The following is a 22,442-nucleotide window of genomic DNA, read 5'->3' as shown; positions in this document are numbered from 1 at the left end:
TGACAGGGAAGGTAGTCAAGGCAGTGATGGCCACGGACTCTCGAACTTCGCGCCGCCCGCCCAGCCTGTGGGCCGCGGGCCTGGGTTGCCTGGCGTTGTGCCTTGGCTTCGCGGCGGCGCTCGCCTGGCTCACGTGGGGCATGCGGGTGTGGACGCTGGATGACCGGCGCAGCGCCATGGCCATGGCGGGAAAACTGGTGGCGCCGCCGCTGGCGATGCGCGACGCGCGTGGCGACCGGTTCACGCCCTGGACGCCGGCATCCCGCTCCGGCCAGGTGTACCTGGTGGATTTCATCTATACCCGCTGTGCCACCGTGTGCGCCGCGCTCGGGCCGGCATTCTTCCGGCTTCAGCAGGATATTCAGGCACAGGGGCTGGCAGACCGGGTCGGGCTTTTGTCCATCTCCATCGACCCCGCCCATGATGAGACGCGGCGCCTGGCTGCCTATGGCGCGCAGCAACGCGCCGACCCCGGCATCTGGCGGATCGGCGCGCCCGTGGCGCCTGCCGCGCAAGCGGCCCTGTTGCGCTCGCTCGATGTGGTGGTGATACCGGACGGACTGGGCGGATATATCCACAACGCCGAAATCCATCTGATTGACGGGCGCGGCGTGGTGCTCGGCCTGTACGACTACCAGTCGTTCGACCAGGCGCTGGTCGCGGCGCGGCAGGCGGCGCGATGAAGCCGGCTGCCGGTGTCGCGGCCCTGCCCGCGCCGCGCCCGCGACGCGAGTGGGCGTTGTGGTGCCTGCTCTGCCTGCCCGGTGTTCTGTTGCTGGCGCCGGTCCGCCAGGCCATCGAAGCCAGCATGGCACTGCAGATGCTGGCGGAGTTTCCCGTTCTCCTGGCATTGGGCTTCGTCGCTTCCGTCCTCGCCGCTCGCCGGCATGACGGTATTCGCGCAGTCGAAGCCCTGATGCGCATGGGCCTGGCGCCGTTGCTGTGCTTCTCGCTCTGCCTGATGTTCTGGATGGTGCCGCTGGCGCTGGACCTGGCGCGGCTCGATGCAGGCGTCAACGCAGCCAAGTACATATCGCTGCTTTTCGCCGGAGCCGCGCTACAGCACGGGCTGAGGCGGGCGCCAGCGGCAGTGCTGTTGTTTTTCGCCGGCAATCTTGTATGGACGCTGGCCACGGTGGGCATGCTGTTCCATGACACCCGGAGCCGACTCTGTGCCAACTACCTGCTGGCGGATCAATGGCTCGCGGGGAATGGGCTCATTGCCTATGCCGTCGCGGTTGCCGTCGGGCTAGTTTTGCACCTGCGGCGACTGCCCGGCTTTGGCTTTTCTCCGCGCGGCGGCTCACACGAGGGGGAAGAGCAATAGGCCGCCGGTGCGCGGAGGTGGTTTTTTTAAGGCCCTGACGACGCCTTGTCGGGGAGGGCGGCTATGCCGCCGGGAACGTGGCGACCGCCTTGGTAGCCAGCACGTCCTTCAGGATGCTGATCTAGCGCAAAGCGAAGCACACCGGCTGCCCTAACCTTTAACTGCAGGGTTGTATCAGTGCGTTGCGACTTACCGAGTGCCTGTGGCCACAGTCCCCCAAGGAGGAAAAAAATGAAACGTCGTACTTTTTGTTCCCTGACCGCCGTTGCGCTAGCCGCCTCCGTTACGGCGTGTTCCACCACGTCAGGCTCTGCCACGGACACTGCGAGCAAGCGGCGGGAGATCGACGCCAGCGTCGATGGGGCGCTGAACAAGCTCTTTGCCACGGCGGACGGATCCAGGGAACTTTCCGCCAAGGCGGAGGGCATCCTGGTATTTCCGAGCGTGATTGCCGCGGGCTTTATCGTCGGCGCCGAGTATGGCGAGGGCGCGTTACGCGTGGCAGGGGGGTCGGTGGGCTACTACAGGACCACGACCGCGTCATTCGGCTGGCTGGCGGGGGCACAGTCCAAGGCGCTCATCCTGATGTTCATGACCCCGGACTCGCTGGCGTCGTTCCGTGCCAGCAACGGCTGGACCGCGGGTGTCGATGGGTCCGTGGCGCTGGCGACGATTGGCGCCAACGGCAAAATCGATACCAATACCGCCCGCGCGCCGATCATCGGCTTCGTAGTGACCAACGCTGGCCTGATGGCGAACCTGTCGCTCTCAGGGACGAAGATCGGGAAGCTGGACATTTAGCCCGCGATTCGCAAGGCGGCCGGCCCTGGTTCCCGCTCAGGAGCCAGGGCGGGCGGCCTTGCCCGAGCTGTCGCGCGGGATTGCAGGGCTAAGGCTTGCCAAGGAACAGGTAGTAGGCATAGTGGCCGCCAGCGGCGCGGCCATAGGCGAGGTAGAGTGGCCCGATCGGCGAATCGATGGCGACGAACAGCGAGCCGGACTTGAGCACGCCGGTAGGACTTCCCTGCACCAGCGGCTCGCCCATGCGGCCGGCCTCCAGCGAAAAGCCGCCATACACGCCTTCCAGCAGCGATTGCCTGGCCAGCTTGTTGTAATAGACCGCCCGGAGATACTGGAGGTTGCCACCCAGCAACTCCCCGGTGCTGTATCCCGATTGCTTCAGGAAACCGCCCCACTGGAACAAGTCGTAGCGTGGCAGCGGGTTGCCACCGATATTGCTGCCGGCCTTGAATCCGAAATTCAAGGTGTGCCGGCCTGAGGACCAGGCGTAGGTGCCGTCGGCATCCGCCTTGACATAGGATTGGTCGGCGCCGAGTCCCGGCTCGGAGGCGTAGACGTGCATGCTGCCGGCATAGCCGGTACGCGGGAAGCTCGCGCTGTCGAGTTGGTCCACCAGCAGCCGGCCGGTGATGGCGCCGCGCTTGTTGTTCTCCTGGCCGGGCGACAGCGCGGCCGGACCGGTGCTTAGCGTGACGTGTTCGCTGCCGGTAAGCACGCCGATCCTGGCTTCGCCATATTTCGTGAACTGGCTGCCTACATCCAGTGCCAGGTCGAAACGGCGCAGGTCGTAGGTGGCGATGCGGTCCGTGTCCCGGAACACGTTAACCGAGCGGCGTTCCAGTTCCACCCGAGGCGCGATGAAGAAGGTATGGCGCGTGTCCAGGGGCTGGTAGAACTCGCTGGTCAGGTTGGTTGTCTGTCCGAGCTGGGCATCGGTGCGCCATTCGGCGCCGAGTGAATTGATCCAGGTGCGCCGATGGCTGGCCAGCAGGTTGAAGAACGCATCGCCACGAAAGTCGGTGCTCAGCCCGAGACCGAAGCGCAGGTAGTTGGGGCCATAGGACTTCTCGACGGCATCGACCGACAGGATCCGTTGGCCTGGTTCATCGAGCACGCGATAGTTGACGTGCTCGAAGTCGCCGGTGCCGAACAGCCGGCTCATGTCCTTATCCAGCTGCTCCGGCCGGATCGGTTCGCCAGACTTGGTTTCCATGGTGCCGGCGGCGAAATCGGGGTTGACGCGCTGCAGCGGTGCAAAGCGTATCTCGTCGACCGGGCGACGGTCTTGCGGCGCTGCGGCCTGCTGGCGCTGGCGCAGTGCGGCATACTCCTGCTGTGGCAAGGCCAGCGGGGCCAGCCGGTCGGCAACCTTGCGTGCCGCGGCCTCGCCGATCGGGATCGTCTTTTCCAGGTTATCGAAGTCGCCTGCCGAAAAATCCCCGAGTTCCGGCAGAATCAGGATGTCCTCTGGCCGGAGTTGTGCCAGCGACGCACGTACGTTTTGCTCGGTCAGGATATTCAGCATCTGGCCGGTCACGCTGATCACCGATCCCAGTTCGTCGCGCCGCATCAGCGGCGTGCCGAGGTTCACCGCAATGACAATATCCGCGCCCATGGCGCGCGCCACGTCCACGGGGAGGTTGTTGGTCAGTCCGCCGTCGACCAGCAGCTTCCCTTCGTAGTCGACGGGGGCCACCACGCCCGGCACGGACATGCTGGCGCGCATGACCATGGCCAGCTCGCCCTGGGTGAACACCACGGGCGTGCCTGTCACGAGGTCGGTGGCCACTGCGCGGTACGGAATCGGCAGGGCATTGAAATCGCGATAGCCTGGCGCGCGCGCCAGCCCGCGCAGTACCTTCTCGAGCTGCACGCCCGTGACGGCGCCTTTGGGCAATTCCAACTGGCCGCCCTTGACGCCGATTTCCGGCGTAAACAGATTGCTGCGATCTTCCTGCTTGCGCCTGATGCTCAGATCCTGCCGCGGCGGCCGTTCCTTGAATAGTGCGCTGGTGGACAAGCCAGCGACGATTTTCTCCATTTCGCCTGGCGTGACGCCGGTCGCATAGGCGGCACCGACCAGCGATCCCATGCTCGTACCCGTTATGCAGTCCACCGGCACGCGCAGCGATTCCAGAACCTTCAGGATGCCGATATGGGCGGCGCCGCGTGCGCCGCCGCCGGACAGCACCAGGCAGATCCGCGGTCTGCCCATGGCCTGCGGGGGGGCGCTGGCGAGAGGGGCGCCGGTGGCAGCAGCAGGCTGTGCGGCCGGCAACCCTGGCTCCGCAAGCGCTGGAAGCGCCGGGATCGCCAAAAAGGCGGCAAAGGCAGCCAGCAAGGCGCGCGCAAGACACCGAGGGCGCGCGTACCCCGGCGGGCACAAGGCAACACCACCCGAGCCGATCCAGATTTGAAGCTGTCGCCTTCCTGGTCTGGCTGCGGCTTTCATGGGCAGTTTTCAAGGCGAACGTTCTGTATAGCTTAGATGGACGAACACCGCTGCGGTAGGTATTGCACTGGTTACTTGTTGCAGGTCAATTTTTCCTCGCGGATCTGCACTACCTTGAAACAAGGAAGAAACGCCGTGCCGGTCGGTGCATCGCAGCATCATCAAGGTGGGGCGCCATTGGCGGCCCTGTGCGTACCAGCCATCACCCGCCAATGCGCAAGGCCCGATATTGAGAATGAGAACAAATTTCGTTGCGCGGCGCATGTGTAGGACCAAAGTCCGATTGCCAACGCAGAAGCCGGCGGCCACATTTGACGTACATGCCCACCCGGGGTTGTCAGCGGCGGTATCAGGAGAAGAATCATGGCAAAGACGAATCAGCATGACGCCGATACCGAGCCACGGGAGGACGGAAAGTTCAGCAATAAGGAATACCTGAAGGAACTTGCCCGCCTGCATGTGGAACTCGTGAAACTGCAGGAATGGATTCTCGCGACCGGCTGCAAGCTTTGCATCATCTTTGAAGGGCGCGATGGCGCAGGTAAAGGCGGCACGATCAAGGCCATTACCGAGCGCGTGAGTCCGCGCGTGTTCCGCGTGGTTGCCTTGCCGGCGCCCACCGAGCGCGAAAAGAGCCAGATGTATGTCCAGCGCTACCTTCCGCACCTGCCCGCCGCAGGCGAGGTGGTGATTTTCGACCGCAGCTGGTACAACCGTGCCGGCGTGGAGCGGGTCATGGGCTTCTGCACCGAGGAACAGGCCGAGTCATTCCTGAGCGCCGTGCCCCTTGTGGAACGGGCCGTCGTGAGCTCGGGCGTTATCCTGCTCAAGTATTGGCTGGAGGTCAGTGAGCAAGAGCAGACCCGCCGCCTTGAGGCGCGCATTAACGATGGGCGGAAGACCTGGAAGTTGTCGGGCATGGACCTGAAGTCCTACAGCCGGTGGTATGACTACTCGCGCGCGCGCGACGACATGTTCCTTGCAACGGACACGGACTTCGCACCATGGTATGTTGCCAACTCGAACTGCAAGCGGCGCGCCCGTCTCAATATCATCAGCGACATATTGGCCAAGGTTCCCTACGAAGCCGTGCCGCGCAAGAAGGTAAAGCTGCCAGAACGGCAGAAGCCTGGTGGCTATCGGGAACCGGACTATCCCTACAAATTCGTTCCAGAGCAGTTTTGAGGGCCACGGGTTTCAATCCGTAACCTCTGTCAGTTTCGCCTAAGCGCACGCGCGGACCGCCGTGGCAACGCGGTCCCCTGGGCCAACTACAAACAAGGTCACCATGCAAGACAATCCCCTCTCTGAAATATCGCTGCCGGCCCGGGTGGCGCTGCGCGATGGGCGGCAGGTAGTGCTGCGCAAGATCCGGGAGGAGGACAAGGCCGGCTTGCTGGCGGCCTTCGACCGGCTTTCCGCGGACTCGCGTTACACGCGTTTCATGGCCTCCCTGCGGGAGTTGCCGGAGGCGATGCTTGAGTCGGCAACGCATCCGGCGCCGGAGCTGGAGTGCGCGCTGGTCGCCATCTACGGCGATGCGCAAAGCATTGTCGGCGGCGCGCGCTATGCCGCCGCGCCGGGCAGCGATGTCTGCGAGTTTGCCGTGACGATCGACGACGAATGGCACGGTCTCGGGCTGGCGCGGTGTCTCATGCAAGTATTGATCGCTGCCGCCCGCGCACGCGGATATCGCACCATGGAAGGCTACGTGCTGGCCTCGAACACCGGGATGCGCGGCCTTGCCCGCCGGCTCGGGTTTGTCGACACGGCCTGCCACGAAGATGCCACGTTGCGCGTGGTCAGTCTCGGCTTGACGGGGGCGGCGGAAGCACCGGCACCAGGGTAAGGGCGGATGATAGTCCGTCTCTCTGGTTCTGGCCGACTGGTGCCGAAGCTTCATCCCTTCCCGACCCTCATGGCGTCCGGCAACGGTTGCTCAATCTCGGTCAACCTCAGATCTCCAGCCCGTGGTGAAACGTCCTCCTCCACGTTCGCTATCCCATGACCTGCGTTTCAGCTCCCGCCGGGCCGCCCGTTTCCGCGTGTCGCTGAAACTCGTCGATCGCATCGGCCACCGAGACGCGGCGCCCGAAATAGCCGAGGCGATCCTCCAGCCCTTCAGCGCGAAGCATATCCCGCACCTTCGCATGCGCCGCCACAAGCCGCAGATCTATCCCTTCTGCCTTCAATGCCGTATGCAATGCCGCCAGCATGCGTGCGCCGGCGAGGTCGACGGCGGGCGAGGTGGACAGATCCCAGATCACCAGCCTGACCGGCGCGGCGGCCGAGCGGATTCTCTGCCAGACGGCAGCACGCACATGCTCGACGTTGAAGTAAAGCAGCGACGCCTCGACGCGGAACACCCGCACATCAGGAATGGCTTCGTTGTCGGGATTACGCTCCATATCGGAGTAAATGCGCGTGCCGGGGATGCGGCCGAGGATGGCCACATGCGGGTGCGCCGCGCGCCGTATGATCAGCAACATCGAAACGAGTACCGCCACGAGCACGCCGTTCAGGATGCCCAGCAAAAGCACGGCGGCAAACGCCACCATCGATACAATGAATTCAAGGCGGCTTACCCGCCACACGTGGCGCAGTTCGCCGATGTCGATCAAGCCCTTGACGGCAACCAGCACGATGGCTGCGAGTACCACGTTAGGCAGGTTGGCTAGCAAGCCGGTCAGGAACATCAGGCACAGTCCGATCGTGACCGAGGCGAAAACCAGCGCGAGTGGCGTCTTGGCACCAGCCTTGTCGTTCACCGATGACTGGGACAGACCGCCGGCGACAGGGTAGGCCTGGAAGAAGCCCGCGGCCAGATTCGCCGCGCCCAGGCCGAGCAGTTCCTGGCGCGGATCGATCTCGTAGCCGTGCGTCTGTGCCAGTGCCCGCGCCGCGGAAACGCTTTCCACGTAGGACAGCAACACGCAGGCGAATGCCAGCGGAACCACCCCGTCCACATCGCGTGCCCGCAGCCCGGGAAGGCGGAACTCCGGCAAACCTTGCGGCAACGCACCGACGACCTTGAAGCCGAACTGACTCAGCGACGTTGCCGACAGCACGATGATGGAAATCACCACCACGAACAGAGCGACCGGGCGGCCAGGCAGGAATTTCTCCCCCAGCAGCAGCAAGGCAAGCGCGACAAGACCGAAAGCGAACACGACCAGGTTGGTATCGGGGATCTGACCGGCGAGAATGACGACGCGCTCGAAGAAAGCCTCGCCGCCACCCTTGACCCCGAACAGCTTGGGCAATTGCGTCAAGGCGATGGTCAGGGCCGCGCCGGCTTTGAAGCCGAGCAGTATCGTTTCGCTGATGAAATTGACCAGGGAGCTCAGCCGCAGCAGCCATGCCAGCAAACACATGCCGGCCATGAGCACCGCCGTCAGCGCCGCGATGGCGGCCCAGCGGCCCGGATCGCCATTGGCCATGCCCGCCACCGTGACCCCGACGAGCATCGAGATCGCAGAGGTGGGCCCGATCGCAAGCTGGCGAGAGGAGCCGAACAGCGCGTAGAAGAGGCCGCCAACCAGATAGCAGTAAATGCCATATTGCGGAGGCAGGCCGGCGAGCGATGCGTAGGCGAGCGAAACCGGAATGCCGTAGGCAGCGAGCGTGACGCCGGCAATCGCGTCGCGCGCCAGCCACTGCGGCCGGTAGGTGGTCAGCCACTGCGCAGGAGGAAATACTGCGCGCCACCCACGCATGGAAGTCCCGCTGGTGGCTTCGCCGGCGGTGCCGGGATCTTCGGTCATGGCATCACATCCTCTTGGGGCGCGGATCTGACGGGAACCTGGATCAGGCATAACACTCAGGTAACAGACCTGCTCACGCTAGTTGCCTGTTCCCGCCGTCAAAATCGAATGCGCCATATGGAAAAGCAAGGCCTCCAAGAAACAACGCTTAGTGCACGCCGGTGTGCTGCGCCTCACGCGCTGGTGCCACAGCCGCAGTCCATACTTCCAAGATATTCGGCACAGGGTGCTTGTGCTTGATTTGGCGCAAAGTCCGGACGGGTCTGGCCTGTTCACTTCACGCGAAAACGGTGGCGCCCATTTCTTGAGCCTCTGCGCTACCGGACGCGTTTAGGACCGGCAAGCGTCACGACTTGCGGCCGGACGTCGTCCAGGGAAAAGTGCTCCCGGCACATCCCGCTGGCGCGCGGCGCCAGGGTGCCGCCATAGGTGCCTGGCCGCCGGCGCTGGCCTCTCAACAACCGCCCGTGCGCCGCGTGGCAACTGCATTCCGGTCACCGGGGCAATGAACAAGCCCGCCAATGAACGGTGCGTGACGTCATTTCGGCAACGAGCACGCATTCTTGATGCAAGTCAATGTGCTGGCGGACCGCATGTATAAAACATAGGCATATCAAGTCTGCGAAACGCGACGCCCCGATACGCCGGCGTTGCCGAATCGCACGTGCATGGCTCAGTGGGCATAGCCCGCCACTATTGAGGCCAATCCTATACGCGAAGGTACCTTCCATATCCGCCGGCGATGCCGCTCGCGGACGGTTTAACAACTGGCTGTCGAGGTCATCACCATGGATGCTGGAAAGCAACTAGTACATGCGCACGAGATCGGTATCAAGACCGGTCTGGTACTTCAGAAACGCGTCAGGAATGCACAGGAAGCCTTTGGTCACCGGGTGCAGGAGGCCTGCGGCGATGGCAATGGCATTGGCAAAGGCATTGGCAAAGCCGAGGGCCTTGCCGACGCCGCCAGGCTGATGACAGGCGCCGATCCATTGAGTTGTTACGCTTACGCCGTGGATGCGGGGCAACGTGCCATCCTCTTCTGGGACACGCTCCGGCAGCGCGGCAATCACTTTGTCGAGAACGCGGTGCAGGGCCTGAAGCCGGTACTGCACTTCGACTACGAGTTTGTCCTCGACGGCCGCCAGTTCGAGCGGCCGGTGAACTACGCGCTGCTACGGATCACACCGCCCGAAGGCGTGCATATCGACAACAGCCGCCGTCCCTACCTGATCATCGACCCCCGCGCGGGCCATGGTCCCGGTATCGGGGGATTCAAGGACGATTCGCAGGTGGGCGTCGCATTGCGTGCAGGCCATCCTGTCTACTTCGTTATTTTCTTCCGCGATCCCGAACCGGGCCAGACCTTGCTCGATGTGTGCGAGGCCGAGCAGGTCTTCGTGAAGAAGGTCCGTGCGCTGCATGCGGACAGCCCCAAGCCGGCCATCATCGGCAATTGCCAGGGCGGCTGGGCGGCCATGATGCTGGCGGCCTCTGGCCCGGACGACACCGGACCCATCGTCATCAACGGTGCGCCGATGTCGTACTGGAGCGGCGCCTGGAGCGAGGATGAGGGAGACAACCCGATGCGCTACGCGGGCGGCCTGCTCGGCGGTACCTGGCTGTCCTCGTTCACGGCGGATCTCGGCAACGGCAAGTTCGATGGCGCCCACCTGGTGCAGAACTTCGAGAACCTGAATCCCGCCAACAGCCTGTGGGACAAATACTTCAACCTGTACAACAAGGCCGACACGGAGCCGCCGCGTTTCCTGGAGTTCGAGCGCTGGTGGGGTGGCTACTACCTGATGAACCGGGAGGAGATCGAGTGGATCACCCGAAATCTGTTTGTCGGCAACAAGCTATGGTCCGGTGATGTGAAGGGCGCGGGCGGCAAGGGCTTCGACCTGCGTGATATCAGATCGCCCATCGTGCTGTTCGCCTCGATGGGCGACAACATCACACCGCCGCAGCAGGCATTCAACTGGGTAGTGGACGTGTACGAGAGCACCGAGGAGATCAAGGCGCGAGGCCAGGTCATCGTCGGGATGCTTCACCAGAACATCGGTCACCTGGGCATCTTCGTTTCGGGGAAGGTGGCACAGAAGGAGCACGCGCAGATCGTGTCCGTGCTGAAGAGCATCGAACTGCTGCCTCCCGGGCTCTATGGCATGGCCATTACGGAGCGTGCGGAAAAGAGCGCAAGCGGCGACGTCGAGTACGACGTGGAGTTCCGGGAGCATCGCCTCGAGGATATCGTGGCGCGGCTCAATCGCTTCCAGCGAGTCGACGAGAAGCCGTTCGAGGCTGTAGCGGCGCTGTCGGATTTCAATCAGCGCGCCTATGAGCTGTTCGCGCAACCCTTCGTGCAGGCGATGTCCAACGATTTCTCGGCACGCTTGCTGCGCGAGTTCCACCCGCTGCGGGTGCAGAACTGGGCGCTGTCGGATATGAACCCCTGGCTCGCCTGGCTGGGTCCCGCCGCCGAAGCCGTCAGGGAGAACCGTCAGGCCATGGAGCCAGACCATCCGCTGCGGCAGCGGGAACAAGCCGGGGCCGAACTCGTCAGCGCGGCGCTGGACGGATACCGTGCCGTGCGCGACGCCATGACGGAGGCATCGTTCTTCGGCATCTACGCCAATATGTTCTCCCTGTACTTCGGCAACAAAGAGCCGGCGCATGACGGACGGCCGGTGGCGGCGGAGCCGGCGGAGCTGCCGCAGGTCAGGGAGGCCCTGGCTTCGATAGCGCGAGGAGGCTATGTGGAAGCGCTCGGCAGGATCGCGTTCCTGTTGATCCGCCATGGGGAGCCGCTGCCGCTCTCGCGGCTGGAGATGCGCAAGGAGATGGTAGCTGACTACGGTGAATTCCTGCCCGAAGTGCCGATGCACGAGTGGCGCTCGATTCGCGGCCAGCAGGAAATCATCGTTCAGCATGCGCCGGAGCAGGCCCTGGAGACGCTGGCGGTCCTGCTCCAGGATCCGGCCGACCGCGAACGGCTGCTGACGCTGCTGGACAAGCTGTCGGCGGATGAGCGCGTGCTTGGCAGCAAGCCCACGGCAGAACAGGTGGCCATGCTCGCGCGCATCCGGAGAGCCGCGGCGGGAAAGCCGGAGCGCGTGCGCCGACCGGCTACGCTCGCGCGGGCCTGAGCGCGCCGGGAATGCTGCCGGCCACGGCTTAATCGAGCAGGAGGAGTGCAAGTGAACACCAAGCACGAGAAGTACCAGCGATTGATTGAGTTCTGCAAGTCCATCCCGCCAACGCCGACGGCGGTGGTGCATCCGTGCGACCGGAGTTCGCTGGAAGGGGCGGTGGAAGCTGCACAGATGGGGCTGATCGCCCCCATCCTGGTCGGTCCCAGGGCGCGCATCGAGGAAACAGCGAAGGCCGCCGGTATCGACATCAGTCCGTATCCGATCGTCGATGCGCCTTTCAGCCATGCGGCTGCCGCCGCTGCCGTGCAACTGGTGCGCGAAGGCAAGGCCGAGGCGCTGATGAAAGGCAGTCTGCACACGGATGAGCTGATGGCGGCGGTGGTCAAGGGCGATACTGGCTTGCGCACCTCCCGGCGTGTCAGCCACTGCTTCGTGATGGACGTGCCGGACCATGAGGAGGCGCTGATTATCACGGACGCCGCCGTGAACATTGCTCCCACGCTCGCCGAGAAGGCGGACATCCTCCAGAACGCCATCGATCTGGCCCATGCGCTGCAATTCAAGGAGGTAAGGGTGGCGATCCTGTCGGCGATGGAGACCGTCAATCCGAAGGTCCCGTCCACTATCGAAGCTGCAGCGCTGTGCAAGATGGTTGAACGTCACCAGATCACCGGCGCGGTCGTTGACGGCCCTCTGGCGCTCGACAACGCCATCAACCTGGAGGCCGCCCGCATCAAGAAGATCGATTCGCCGGTTGCGGGCCGCGCCAACGTGCTGCTGGTGCCCGACCTGGAGGCCGGCAACATGCTCGCCAAGAGCCTGTCCTTTCTCGCCGGTGCCGATGCGGCCGGCATCGTGCTCGGCGCGCGGGTACCTATCATCCTCACCAGCAGGGCGGACTCCGTGTCGACCCGGCTGGCATCCTGCGCGGTTGCCGCGCTGGTGGCAAAGGCCCGCCGCGAGTCGGGCAAGGCACTGGGGTAAGGCCATGGCCGACGTGATACTGGTACTCAACGCAGGCTCGTCGAGCATCAAGTTCAGCGCTTTCGGTGCCCACGGCGACGAGCCGGAGCTGGTGCTGCGCGGCAGTCTCGATGGCATCTACACGTCGCCGGGCTTTCGCGCCACCAACGCATCGGGCGCGGAGGTGGAGACGAAACACTGGGGCGATGGCACCGAACTGGGTCATGGCGGGGCCATTGCCTTTCTCGCCGATTTCCTGCGCGGGCACGGTGAAGGCCACCATCTGGTCGCCGTGGGGCACCGCGTGGTGCATGGAGGCGTGCAGTTCACGCAGGCGGTGAAAGTCACGCCCGAGGTCGTTTCTGCGCTGGACGCCCTGAGCCCCCTGGCCCCTTTGCACCAGCCGCACAACCTCAAGCCGATCCGCATTCTCGCGCAGCGGCGCCCCGAACTGCCGCAAGTGGTTTGTTTCGACACGGCGTTTCACCGCGGCCAGCCAGAAGCGGCACAGGCTTTCGCGCTTCCCGCCTCGATCACGCAGCGCGGCGTGCGGCGCTACGGCTTTCATGGGCTCTCCTATGAGTACATCGCCAGCGTTTTGCCGGCGGTCGACGCCGCCGCCGCCGCCGGCCGCACCGTGGTTGCCCATCTGGGTAACGGCAGCAGCATGTGTGCGCTCGTGGCCGGCCGGAGTGTCGCCAGCACCATGGGGTTCACCGCGGTGGACGGGCTGCCCATGGGTACGCGCTGCGGCAATCTGGATCCCGGTGTCATCCTGTACATGATGGATGAGCTCGGCATGGATGCCCGCGCTATCGAGGACCTGATCTACCGCAAGTCCGGGCTGCTCGGCGTCTCCGGGATCTCCAGCGACATGCGGGCGCTGCTGGCCAGCGACGATCCGCGCGCACGCTTCGCCGTTGAACTCTATACCTACCGGATCGCGCGCGAGCTAGGTTCGCTTGCGGCCGCGGCTGGAGGACTGGATGCACTGGTGTTCACCGCTGGTGTCGGCGAGCATGCCGCGCCGATACGCGAGCAGGTTTGCCGGCAGGCGGACTGGCTTGGCATCGCGCTGGATGCCGGCGCGAACGCCAGGGGCGAGCCGAGAATCAGCACGCTGTCGAGCACGGTGCCGGTGTGGGTCATCCCGACGAACGAGGAACTCATGATCGCAAGGCACACCAGGTCGGTGATCGGAACGGCGGCGCAATGAAGACCATTTCGTTCGCCACGGGCAAGGCGGTGCCGATGGAGACGGCACCCGGCGTGTCGCCCGGGCAGGCGCAAGCGGCACAACCCAGGCTACGCTTGCGGCGCCCGCACGGGTGCCGGAGATGTCCTATGATGGAGCAGCAACATGACAGCCGAAACACTCCGGCCGATCCTGGCGGGCAAGAAAGCGCTGGTCTGCGGGATCGCCAACGACCAGTCAATCGCCTATGGCTGCGCAAAGGCCTTTCGGGAGATGGGTGCCGACCTCGCGATCACCTATGTGAACGAAAAGTCCAGGCAATACGTGGAGCCGGTGGCGAAGGAACTGGAAGCCCCGATCTTCATGCCGCTCGATGTGTCGCGCGAAGGGGAGCTTGAGGGCGTGTTCGCCGAGATCGAAAAGACCTGGGGCAAGCTGGATATCCTCGTGCATTCGATTGCCTGGGCGCCAAAGGACGATCTGCAGGGCGGCCTGCTGAATTGCTCCGCTGAGGGATTCGGCAAGGCCATGGACGTCTCCTGCCACTCCTTCATCCGCATGGCGCGGCTGGCCGCGCCTCTGATGCGGGACGGGGGCACGATGTTCACGATGAGTTATTACGGCGCAAACAGAGTGGTGCCGAACTATAACGTAATGGGTCCGGTGAAAGCCGCGCTGGAGGCCGTTTCGCGCTACCTGGCCTACGAGCTCGGCGCCAGGGGCATCCGTGTGCATGCGATATCGCCTGGTCCGCTCAAGACCCGCGCCGCTTCCGGGCTGAAGGACTTCGACCTGATGCTTAGCGACGCAGCGAAGCGCGCGCCCGTTGGCGAACTGGTCGACATCCTCGATGTCGGTTTTACGTGCGCGTTTCTCGCGACGCCGTTTGCGCGGCGACTGTCGGGAGAAACGCTGTATGTGGATGGCGGCGTCAACATCATGGCGTAGCGCGCCGCGGCAGCAACCGAGGAGAGTGAATCATGTCCTTGCTATTACTGGGGAATATCGACAGCGCCACCACCGATGACGAGATCAGGGAATTCCTGGTCAAGTACGGCTTCCCACCGTTTGACGAAATCGAGCATGTTCCGGGGGACGGGTCGCGGCCAGCCGTGATGCTGACCTTCCATGCCCTCGAGCCGGATGCATTGCGCAAGCTTCAGCCGCGCATCCAGCACATGTTCTGGAAAGGCCACAACCTCAGCGCGCTGGTCATGGCGGAGCGCTATAGCTGATCTCGCGGGGCCAGGCGAAGCGCGGTGAAGGGAGCTGTTGCATGAGTATTCTGAACTGGCTGCGCCGGCGTGACGCCGGCGCGCACCCGCATGACGAGCAGGAGATCGCCGGGTTGACGGAGCGCGTGCTCAGGCTCAGCCCGCGCCTGCGGCTGGTGCCGCGCTACGAGCAACGGCTCGGCCCCGCGATCGGCATGGCGCTCGATTATGTGCGGGGCCTCGTAGCCGGCCTCCCTGCGCCGCTGGAAGCCAGCAAGGCGGCGTGGGGATCCGACCCCTATATCCACGCTTTCTTCGGCACCGCGCATGATGTGGAGCTCGCCTTCAGCCGCTCATCGGACCTGCGCGAGTTTTTCGAGGCGTCGGCGGGCGCGCAGGATGCCTGCGCCGTGCTGGGCATGACGATGACGGAGCGCCATACGCTGGGCGTGGCCCTCGAAGGGGATGTGATGCGTGCCGAGGTGCCGCAGACCACGGTCAGTTTCAGTGACCATCAGGTCAGGATCTGCGGCACGACCGATGCGGCGCTGCGCGAGGAGATCGTGCGGAGAATGCTGGATCAGATGGTCCTTCAGAGCCTTTCCAATATCGCTGCCGATACATCGCGGCGCGATGTGCTGGAGCGCGAGCATGGCCTGCTGAAGGCGCGCTTGCGCCTGCTGGAACGGCAGAGCACCGGTATGCGTTCGGTGATGGGCGGCGACGAGCAGGCGGACGCCGGGGAACGGGCCCGGCTGCGCGAGCAGATCGAACAGAACGACAGGGAACTGGGCGAACTGGGTGACAAGTCCGGCGCGCTTGACCGCCAGCTGGAAGGCATGGCGGCGGTGTTCAAGGATGCAAGGTCGTGCTTCTCCATCGAAAGCCAGCGCAGGCGGCTAAGCCTGATGAATGTGCTTTTGCCGGAAGGCAGCACGGTGCCCGGGCATGAACTGGAGTTGCTGACGGCGCGCGTTCCCGGCGATCCGCCACTGGTGCGTACGTTCGCACTGGTGCGCTTCGCACGCGCAGCGATGTTGTCGTGCACGAGCCTGCTCGACGAGGCCGAGCGCTTGCTGTAGCGGCGAGCGGGTGAAAGCGGGTTTCTGGTGTTTCAAAGGAGAGGAAAATGCAAAGCAAGAAATTCCTGATGGTGGCCGCCCTTGCGGTGATGGCGGGCTCGGCGATGGCGCAGCCGGAAACCAAGGTGGACGTCGCGAAGGCGCCGGGCCAGGTGACCGTGGGAGGGGTAACCAGCGTCACGGCCACGGTGACAGCCATCGACGCGGCGACCAGAACGGTTTCGCTGAAGGACAAGAAGGGCAAGGTGACGAGTCTTGCGGTGGGTGAGGAAGCGCGCAATTTTGACCAGCTGAAGGTTGGCGACGTGGTGACTGTCGACTACAGGGAAGCCATGACGCTGACGCTCAAGAAGGAGGGGCGCGGCAAGAGTTCGATCAGCGAGAGCGCGACGATGAACCGGTCCGAACCGGGCGCCAAGCCGGGCGGCACAGCCGGGCGCGAAGTGACTGTCCTTGCCGACGTCGTCGCGGTCAATGCCAAGACGAAGATGGTCACCTTGAAAGGGCCCAAGGGCAATACGCTGGACCTGAAGGTTGACGACCCGGCGCAGTTGAAGGACATCAAGAAGGGCGACCAGGTAGAAGCTGTATACACCGAGGCGCTCGCGGTATCCGTCAAGCCGGCTGCGGGGAAGTAAGCAGCGATGGAGCGCGGGGGATATGCATCCCCCGCTGACGAAGCCGCAGTGAAACTCGCGGTGCGCAGCGGCAAGCCCTGCGCAACCTGCGGTCAGTCCGGGCAGATCACGCGTCAACGAGGAGCTCGCGGGAAGCGGCCGGGAGCCATGCATCCATGCATCCCAAGCGGGAGCGGTCCCGATATGGATCGTAGTTGTGACATTGGCGGATCGAGCCCATGGACCGGAAATCGTCAGCATCATCCCGCGGCGGCGTAAGCCTGCTGGTGCCGGAGTGGATCCGCGCGTACCAGAAGGACTGGGTCGCGCCGGATGTCGTCGCCGGGCTCACCGCCGGTGCCGTTGTCATTCCGAAGGCGCTGGCCTATGCAACAGTGGCGGGCTTGCCGATCCAGGTCGGGCTCTATACGGCGTTCCTGCCGATGGTGATCTATGCCTTCCTCGGAACGTCGCGCCCGCTTAGCGTCAGTACTACGGCAACGCTAGCCATTCTCGGTGCGGCGGCGCTCGGTCGGGTGGCGCCGGGCGGGGCTCCTGCCAGCCTGCTGGCGGCCTCGGCGACGCTTACCCTGCTCGTCGGCGCCATCCTTGTGCTGGCTTCGCTGCTGCGGCTTGGCTTCGTTGCCAACTTCATCTCGGACCCTGTCCTGACCGGGTTCAAGGCCGGGATTGCCGTCGTGATCGTGCTCGATCAGGTGCCGAAGCTGCTGGGCATACACTTTGCCAAGGGTTCGTTCTTCCACAATTTGCTGGCCATCGTCACCGGGCTGCCGCATACATCGCTCACCACGCTGGCTGTCGGCGTCATCACCATTGGCATGCTGCTGGTCATGGAGCATGTCTCGCCCAAGGCGCCCGCACCGCTGATCGCGGTGGCAGCCGGGATCGCCGCCGTGAGCTTGCTCGGCTTGCAGGCGCACGGCGTGGAGACCGTCGGCCAGGTGCCAACGGGCCTGCCGACGCCCGTCCTGCCGGATCTTTCGCTGATTGCGGAACTCTGGCCGCCTGCCGTTGGCATTGCGTTGATGAGCTTTACCGAGTCCATCGCGGCGGGCCGTGCGTTTGCCAGGAGGGGAGAACCGGCACCCGTGGCAAACCGGGAGTTGCTGGCGATCGGCGCCGCAAATATCGGGGGAGCCCTGCTGGGCGCCATGCCGGCGGGCGGCGGGACGTCGCAGACCGCGGTGAACCGGCTGGCCGGTGCATGCACACAGCTGGCTGCACTGGTTACCGCGGCGCTGGCGCTGGGCACAATGTTGCTGCTCGGACCGTTTATCGCAAAGATGCCGCACGCCACGCTGGCTGCCGTGGTCATTGTGTACTCGATCGGCCTGATCGATCCGGTCGAGTTTCGCGCGATTCTCCAGGTACGCCGCACGGAGTTTATCTGGGCGGTGACGGCGATGGTCGGCGTCGTGCTCCTCGGCACGCTGCAGGGCATTGTGGTGGCCATCGTAGTCTCGCTTTTGGCGCTGGCGCACCAGGTATCCGATCCGCCGGTCTATGTGCTCAGGCGCAAGCCGGGCACGCATTTGTTCCGGCCGGTGGGGCCTGAGCATCCGGAAGACGAGAGCTTTCCCGGCTTGCTGTTATTGCGCCCGGAGGGCCGTATCTTCTTCGCCAATGCCGGGCGCATCGCGCAAAAGATGCGTCCGCTTATGGCTGATGCCGACGCGCGCGTTATCGCGCTGGATCTTGGCGCTGTGTTCGATCTCGAGTACACAGCGCTCAAGATGCTGACGGAGGCGGAAAAGACATACCGCGAAGGCGGTGGAATGCTGTGGCTCGTCGGCATGAACCCCGGCGTGCTGGCGCTGGTGCAGCGCTCGCCGCTGGGCCAGGAGCTAGGGCGCGAGCGGATGCTGCCGGATCTGGACCAGGCGGTTGCCCGGTATCAGGCGTCGCGGGAGCCGGCCGGGGGGCGGTGAGGCTGCCGCGCCCGAGTCGGCGCGCCATGTCAGGCCTTGATTTCGTTCGTAAGCGGCTTGCCGGACTCGCATGCGGTGACGCTGCGCAACGTCGTCTGGCAAATCGTCGTCATGGCTTCGTGCGTGAAAAAGGCCTGATGGCCGGTCACGATGACGTTTGGAAAAGAGACCAGTCGCTGAAGCACGTCATCGGTGATGATGGTGCTGGAGAGATCCCGGAAGAAGATATCCGCCTCCTGCTCGTACACGTCGAGGGCCAGCCCGCCCAACTGTCCGCTCTTCAGCGCCTCGATCGCGGCCTCGGTGTCGATCAGCCCGCCACGGCTGGTGTTGACCAGCAATGCCCCGCGCTTTGTGCGCAGCAGCATGTCGGCATTGATGATGTGGCGCGTCTGCGGGGTCAGCGGGCAGTGCAGTGAAATGATATCCGCGCTGGCGCCGATTTCGCCGGGTAGGGCGTAGCGCGCGCCCAAGGCCTCGAACTCGGGCGTGGGGAATGCATCGTAGCCGACGACGTTGCATCCGAAGCCGAGCATGATCCTGGCGAACACACAGCCGATCTTGCCGGTACCCACCACGGCGACGGTTTTGCCGCAGAAATCGAATCCCATCAACCCGTCGAGGGAAAAGTTGAAGTCCCGCGTGCGGTTGTACGCACGGTGAATCTTGCGATTGATCGCCAGCAGCAAGGCAACGGCATGCTCCGCGACCGAATTTGGCGAATAACTGACGACGCGAACCACCTTCATGCCCAGCCTTTCCGCGGCTTTCAGGTCGACGTTGTTGAATCCGGTGCAGCGCAGCGCAACAAGGTTCGTTCCGCCGCGTTTGAGCGCATCGAGAACCGCGGCGTCCGCGGTGTCGTTCACGAAGATGCAGACCGCGTCATAGCCCGCGGCAAGGCCGGCGCTTTCCATTTCCAGCAGGTCATCGAAGTACTTGAGCTGATGACCCTCGGCAACATTGGCGGCATCGAGATATTCGCGGTCGTAGGGCTTGGCGCTGAATACGGCAACTTTCATTGCGTGTCTCCCAGAATGATGGAGCGTTGTTCTTCCGGCCAGAACTTGTCCGCGCTACCCGCCGGCCAGTGCCGCGGTGATCTGTGCGAACAGGATTTTTGCAACCGTCATCGAAGGGAAAATCATGGCATAGCCGAGGTCCGTCCGATCCGTGGGGGCGACGCGATTGGCAAAGGCAAGGATGGCCGGGTTCCCCGTCGCCCCGCTGATGACGCCTGCGGTAGTGTCAAACGGCAGCTTGAAGATCCACAGGCAACACAATGCGGTGATCAGCACCAGTGCCAGGACAATGGCAACGCTGTAAAGCAGGAACCAGGCTCCCGCTACGCCGATCGTGGCGAAGAACTTCGGCCCGGAGGAAATGCCCACCTGCGCCAGAAAGATGGTGAGGCCGAAATTGCGCAGGACCAGATTGGCCGAGAGGGGCATGGTCCAGACGAACGGTCCGGAGCGGCGAAGCTTGCCAAGATAAAGGGCGACCAGCAGCAGCGCGGCCAGCCCGAGGGTCAGCTTGCCGACGCCTGGAATCGGCAGCGGGATGATGCCTGCCAACAGCCCCGCGGCCGCACCGATGCCGATCGAGATGAAGCTCAGTTCGGCGGTGCCCTTGATGGAGTCGCCGAAGAACTTGCGTATCGATTTTGCGTGGGCACGATTCACCAGCAGGCCGACCCGGTCGCCGACCTCAAGGATAAGATCGGGGCCGGGCAATATATCGGCATCGCCCCTGCGCACATGGGCAATCGAGCAGACGACACCTTCCGGAAACCGGATATCGCACAGCGCCAGTCCGACCACGTCGCGGCTCGACGCAAATACGCGAGCATAGTCAAGATCCTCCCGATGGCTGCTGATCCGTCCCGGTTGCAGCTCTCCCAGGAAGGCGGCGGCTTCCTGAAGTGCCGCCGGGTCCGTGGCAGTCGCAAGCAGGACATCGTCCGTTTGCAGAACGAGGTCGTCCGTGGGCAGCTGGTTATGGTGTTCGCGGCGCACCGCGGCAATCGCCAGGCCTGCCGGCAGGCGTGCCTTCAGTTCGGAGAACCTGAGGCCAATGACTTCGCGGTTTCTCAGGGCGATTTCGGCCGTTTCAATGATCTTTGCCGGAGGTGCCTCGATCTTTGCCTTGAGCACCGCGCCAAGTCCGTAAAGGATCAGGATCGGACCGGCGACACCGAAGGGATACGCCACGCTGTAGCCAACCGCGGCGCCGTCGCCTTTCATGGCAGTAATGATCGCCTGCAAGGTCGCCGTGCTGGTCCCCGAGCCCGCGAACATCCCCAGCGACTCATCGAGTTTGACACCGAACAGCGGCACCAGCGCCAACGAGACAAAGCCGGCACCGGCTACGCCCAGTGCGGCCGCCGCGTTGGCCTTCAGTCCGTCGGCGCTTGTCAGGCCCGCAAAAAACTGCATGTGGTTATACACAATTGTCCCCATCATCGACGGCTCGTAAGCCTCGCAGTGTCTTCGCCGCGACATGAACTTCTTTCAGCCCCAGCCAAATCGTCTTCACGCCAGGCTCGCCATCACTCTTGCGGCCGAGGAATCCGCCAAGGCGTGCAATCAGGCGCAGCACCTCGTTCAGGCTTGGCTTGGCCGGCTGCTTGACTCTGGTCAGCAGATAGGCGCCGCGTATTTCATCAGGGTCGAAGAACAACTCAGCGTCCAGATCGGGGCAAGTGCGTCCGAGTCTCATCAAATGCGCTATGCGCCAGGCGACGACCATGAACAGCGCCAAAGCGCGCTCAAGGCGTTCCACCGCCGACAACTGAAGCACTTCAACGCGGCAGGCGTTCTTCAAGATGTTGAAGAGAGTCTCTATCTCCCAGCGCGCGCGGTACCAGTCGATAAGTTCAATCGCATCGTCCAGATTGGCCGCGGCACGATTTGTCAGCAGGCGCCACTCGATTGGCTTGACGCCGGCCGGTGCATCGAACTCGCGCGCGAGGATGCACGTCGCCGCGACTGTCTTGCCTTTGCCTGCAGGCAGGTCAACTCGCTGCACCCACAGTTGCTGGCGCACGGTACGCGCCTTGACGCCATGCCGCGATCCCATCGTGAAGGCAATCGCGCCAACGGGCTTGCCGTCGGCGGTGCGCTGCCACAGCTTCTCGCCATCTGGCAGGCAGCGATTGTGAGCGGCGCGTATCAGCCAGTCCGCAGGCGTACCGAGCTCTTGAGCACGAAGCATCAACGCCATCAGGTCTGCTTCGCGGTCAGCGACGTAGACCAGCCTCGTGTTGAGCAACTCCGCCGCCATTTCAGCGATGCGCTCGTAACCTTCGATCCAGCGCAGGCTCTCCTTTGGCCCGCCGCGCTTGCCGAATTTGTCCCGCTTCTCGCGCGCCCACATCCACGCGTCCAGCACGCCAAGCGGCTCGCGTTGCGGCGTGACGGCGTAGGTCGCGTGCAAATACATGCCCCGCTGGGCTTCATAGTTCAGCGGCCCCAGACCGATCGCCGCTTGGCCGTTGAAATCAAGTCCCGTCGTGTCCTGAAGACACAGCACGACCGGCTGGGCCTGCATTCTCTGCTGGGACTTTTGCCAATGCGGCGCCAGAATATCGCGCCAGTCAACGCTGTCGTTGCCAAAGAAGCGATAGGCTCCCATGGTCTCGCCCCAGCCGTGGCACGCCTTCGGTACGCTGGCCATCGGATCAGCCGCAAATCGCTCCATCAATATCCTCGCTCGCTTGTCGAGGCGCGCATCACCGAGATCCAGTCGGGCGAATTCAGTCTCTGCCCAGTGTGTCGATTCAATCGTCAACGCGTCACCCAAAAAGGCAGAAGTAAACGCGAGACTCAGACAGTTTACAAGTGCCGCTTCAAGTCCTTGAATGTAAACACTTTTCCGGGGCGCCAGGATCGCTTCGGTGGGTCAACGATGTGTATAACCGCATG

Annotated in this window: 17 protein-coding genes and 1 pseudogene; 13 read left to right on the top strand and 5 right to left on the bottom strand. The window is 63.9% G+C overall.

Going from position 1 to position 22,442, the window contains the following annotated elements; all coding sequences use genetic code 11:
- The first annotated feature begins 26 nt into the window (after positions 1–26).
- The 3 genes from AC1DT6_RS16780 to AC1DT6_RS16770 all read left to right on the top strand — a co-directional run bounded on the left by AC1DT6_RS16780 (position 27) and on the right by AC1DT6_RS16770 (position 2,128).
- Complete coding sequence (locus AC1DT6_RS16780; protein WP_441627389.1) at positions 27–683, top strand: SCO family protein; 657 nt, start codon at positions 27–29, stop codon at positions 681–683.
- Positions 680–1,327, top strand: coding sequence for a hypothetical protein (locus AC1DT6_RS16775; RefSeq protein WP_441627387.1), 648 nt, complete (start codon positions 680–682; stop codon positions 1,325–1,327). Before AC1DT6_RS16780 ends, AC1DT6_RS16775 begins: the two co-directional genes overlap by 4 nt.
- Before the next feature lie 231 nt (positions 1,328–1,558).
- Positions 1,559–2,128: a BPSL1445 family SYLF domain-containing lipoprotein gene (locus tag AC1DT6_RS16770; protein WP_441627385.1), complete on the top strand. Its 570-nt coding sequence runs from the start codon at positions 1,559–1,561 to the stop codon at positions 2,126–2,128.
- Positions 2,129–2,216: 88 nt separating this feature from the next.
- Here the strand turns inward: AC1DT6_RS16770 and AC1DT6_RS16765 are convergent, their stop codons facing one another.
- Positions 2,217–4,343, bottom strand: coding sequence for a patatin-like phospholipase family protein (locus AC1DT6_RS16765; RefSeq protein ID WP_477102776.1), 2,127 nt, complete (start codon positions 4,341–4,343; stop codon positions 2,217–2,219).
- Between the two features lie 600 nt (positions 4,344–4,943).
- On the opposite strand from AC1DT6_RS16765, the gene ppk2 reads away from it, so the two are divergent.
- Positions 4,944–5,765 carry a polyphosphate kinase 2 gene (ppk2, locus tag AC1DT6_RS16760; protein ID WP_441627381.1) on the top strand — a complete coding sequence of 274 codons (822 nt, stop codon included), beginning with the start codon at positions 4,944–4,946 and terminating at the stop codon, positions 5,763–5,765.
- 103 nt (positions 5,766–5,868) lie between these two features.
- Positions 5,869–6,429 carry a GNAT family N-acetyltransferase gene (locus tag AC1DT6_RS16755; protein ID WP_441627379.1) on the top strand — a complete coding sequence of 187 codons (561 nt, stop codon included), beginning with the start codon at positions 5,869–5,871 and terminating at the stop codon, positions 6,427–6,429.
- 148 nt (positions 6,430–6,577) lie between these two features.
- Here the strand turns inward: AC1DT6_RS16755 and AC1DT6_RS16750 are convergent, their stop codons facing one another.
- Positions 6,578–8,344 carry a SulP family inorganic anion transporter gene (locus AC1DT6_RS16750; protein ID WP_441627378.1) on the bottom strand — a complete coding sequence of 589 codons (1,767 nt, stop codon included), beginning with the start codon at positions 8,342–8,344 and terminating at the stop codon, positions 6,578–6,580.
- A gap of 788 nt (positions 8,345–9,132) precedes the next feature.
- Here AC1DT6_RS16750 and AC1DT6_RS16745 point away from each other — a divergent pair.
- The 8 genes from AC1DT6_RS16745 (at position 9,133) to AC1DT6_RS16710 (ending at position 18,519) form a co-directional block, all read left to right on the top strand.
- Complete coding sequence (locus tag AC1DT6_RS16745) at positions 9,133–11,493, top strand: DUF3141 domain-containing protein (protein WP_441627376.1); 2,361 nt, start codon at positions 9,133–9,135, stop codon at positions 11,491–11,493.
- 51 nt (positions 11,494–11,544) lie between these two features.
- Complete coding sequence (locus tag AC1DT6_RS16740; RefSeq protein WP_441627374.1) at positions 11,545–12,483, top strand: phosphate acetyltransferase; 939 nt, start codon at positions 11,545–11,547, stop codon at positions 12,481–12,483.
- A 4-nt stretch (positions 12,484–12,487) separates the two neighbouring features.
- The gene (locus tag AC1DT6_RS16735; protein WP_441627372.1) at positions 12,488–13,678 is read left to right on the top strand and encodes an acetate/propionate family kinase; all 1,191 of its coding nucleotides are present in this window, start codon (positions 12,488–12,490) and stop codon (positions 13,676–13,678) included.
- A 144-nt stretch (positions 13,679–13,822) separates the two neighbouring features.
- On the top strand, positions 13,823–14,605 hold the full coding sequence (fabI, locus tag AC1DT6_RS16730) for an enoyl-ACP reductase FabI (RefSeq protein WP_441627370.1): 783 nt from the start codon (positions 13,823–13,825) through the stop codon (positions 14,603–14,605).
- Positions 14,606–14,637: 32 nt separating this feature from the next.
- A complete protein-coding gene (locus AC1DT6_RS16725) occupies positions 14,638–14,892 on the top strand; it encodes an RNA recognition motif domain-containing protein (protein ID WP_441627368.1) in 255 nt (84 codons plus the stop codon).
- A 41-nt stretch (positions 14,893–14,933) separates the two neighbouring features.
- Positions 14,934–15,953, top strand: coding sequence for a hypothetical protein (locus AC1DT6_RS16720; RefSeq protein ID WP_441627366.1), 1,020 nt, complete (start codon positions 14,934–14,936; stop codon positions 15,951–15,953).
- A 47-nt stretch (positions 15,954–16,000) separates the two neighbouring features.
- A complete protein-coding gene (locus AC1DT6_RS16715) occupies positions 16,001–16,591 on the top strand; it encodes a hypothetical protein (protein WP_441627364.1) in 591 nt (196 codons plus the stop codon).
- A gap of 218 nt (positions 16,592–16,809) precedes the next feature.
- A complete protein-coding gene (locus AC1DT6_RS16710; protein WP_477102775.1) occupies positions 16,810–18,519 on the top strand; it encodes a SulP family inorganic anion transporter in 1,710 nt (569 codons plus the stop codon).
- Positions 18,520–18,548: 29 nt separating this feature from the next.
- On the opposite strand, the gene AC1DT6_RS16705 is transcribed toward AC1DT6_RS16710, so the two are convergent.
- The 3 genes and pseudogenes from AC1DT6_RS16705 to AC1DT6_RS16695 form a co-directional block, all read right to left on the bottom strand.
- On the bottom strand, positions 18,549–19,541 hold the full coding sequence (locus AC1DT6_RS16705; RefSeq protein WP_441627362.1) for a 2-hydroxyacid dehydrogenase: 993 nt from the start codon (positions 19,539–19,541) through the stop codon (positions 18,549–18,551).
- Between the two features lie 54 nt (positions 19,542–19,595).
- A pseudogene (locus AC1DT6_RS16700) lies at positions 19,596–20,987 on the bottom strand (aspartate-alanine antiporter-like transporter); the annotation flags it as partial.
- Positions 20,959–22,308, bottom strand: a complete 1,350-nt coding sequence (locus AC1DT6_RS16695) for an IS4 family transposase (RefSeq protein ID WP_477104801.1) — start codon at positions 22,306–22,308, stop codon at positions 20,959–20,961. The gene AC1DT6_RS16695 and the pseudogene AC1DT6_RS16700, both read right to left, overlap by 29 nt.
- Between the last annotated feature and the right edge of the window lie 134 nt (positions 22,309–22,442).

It is taken from the genome of Cupriavidus sp. 01L45 (assembly GCF_056399885.1).
Note: the sequence above shows the minus strand (reverse complement) of the source record. Positions and strands in the feature narration are given on the sequence as shown.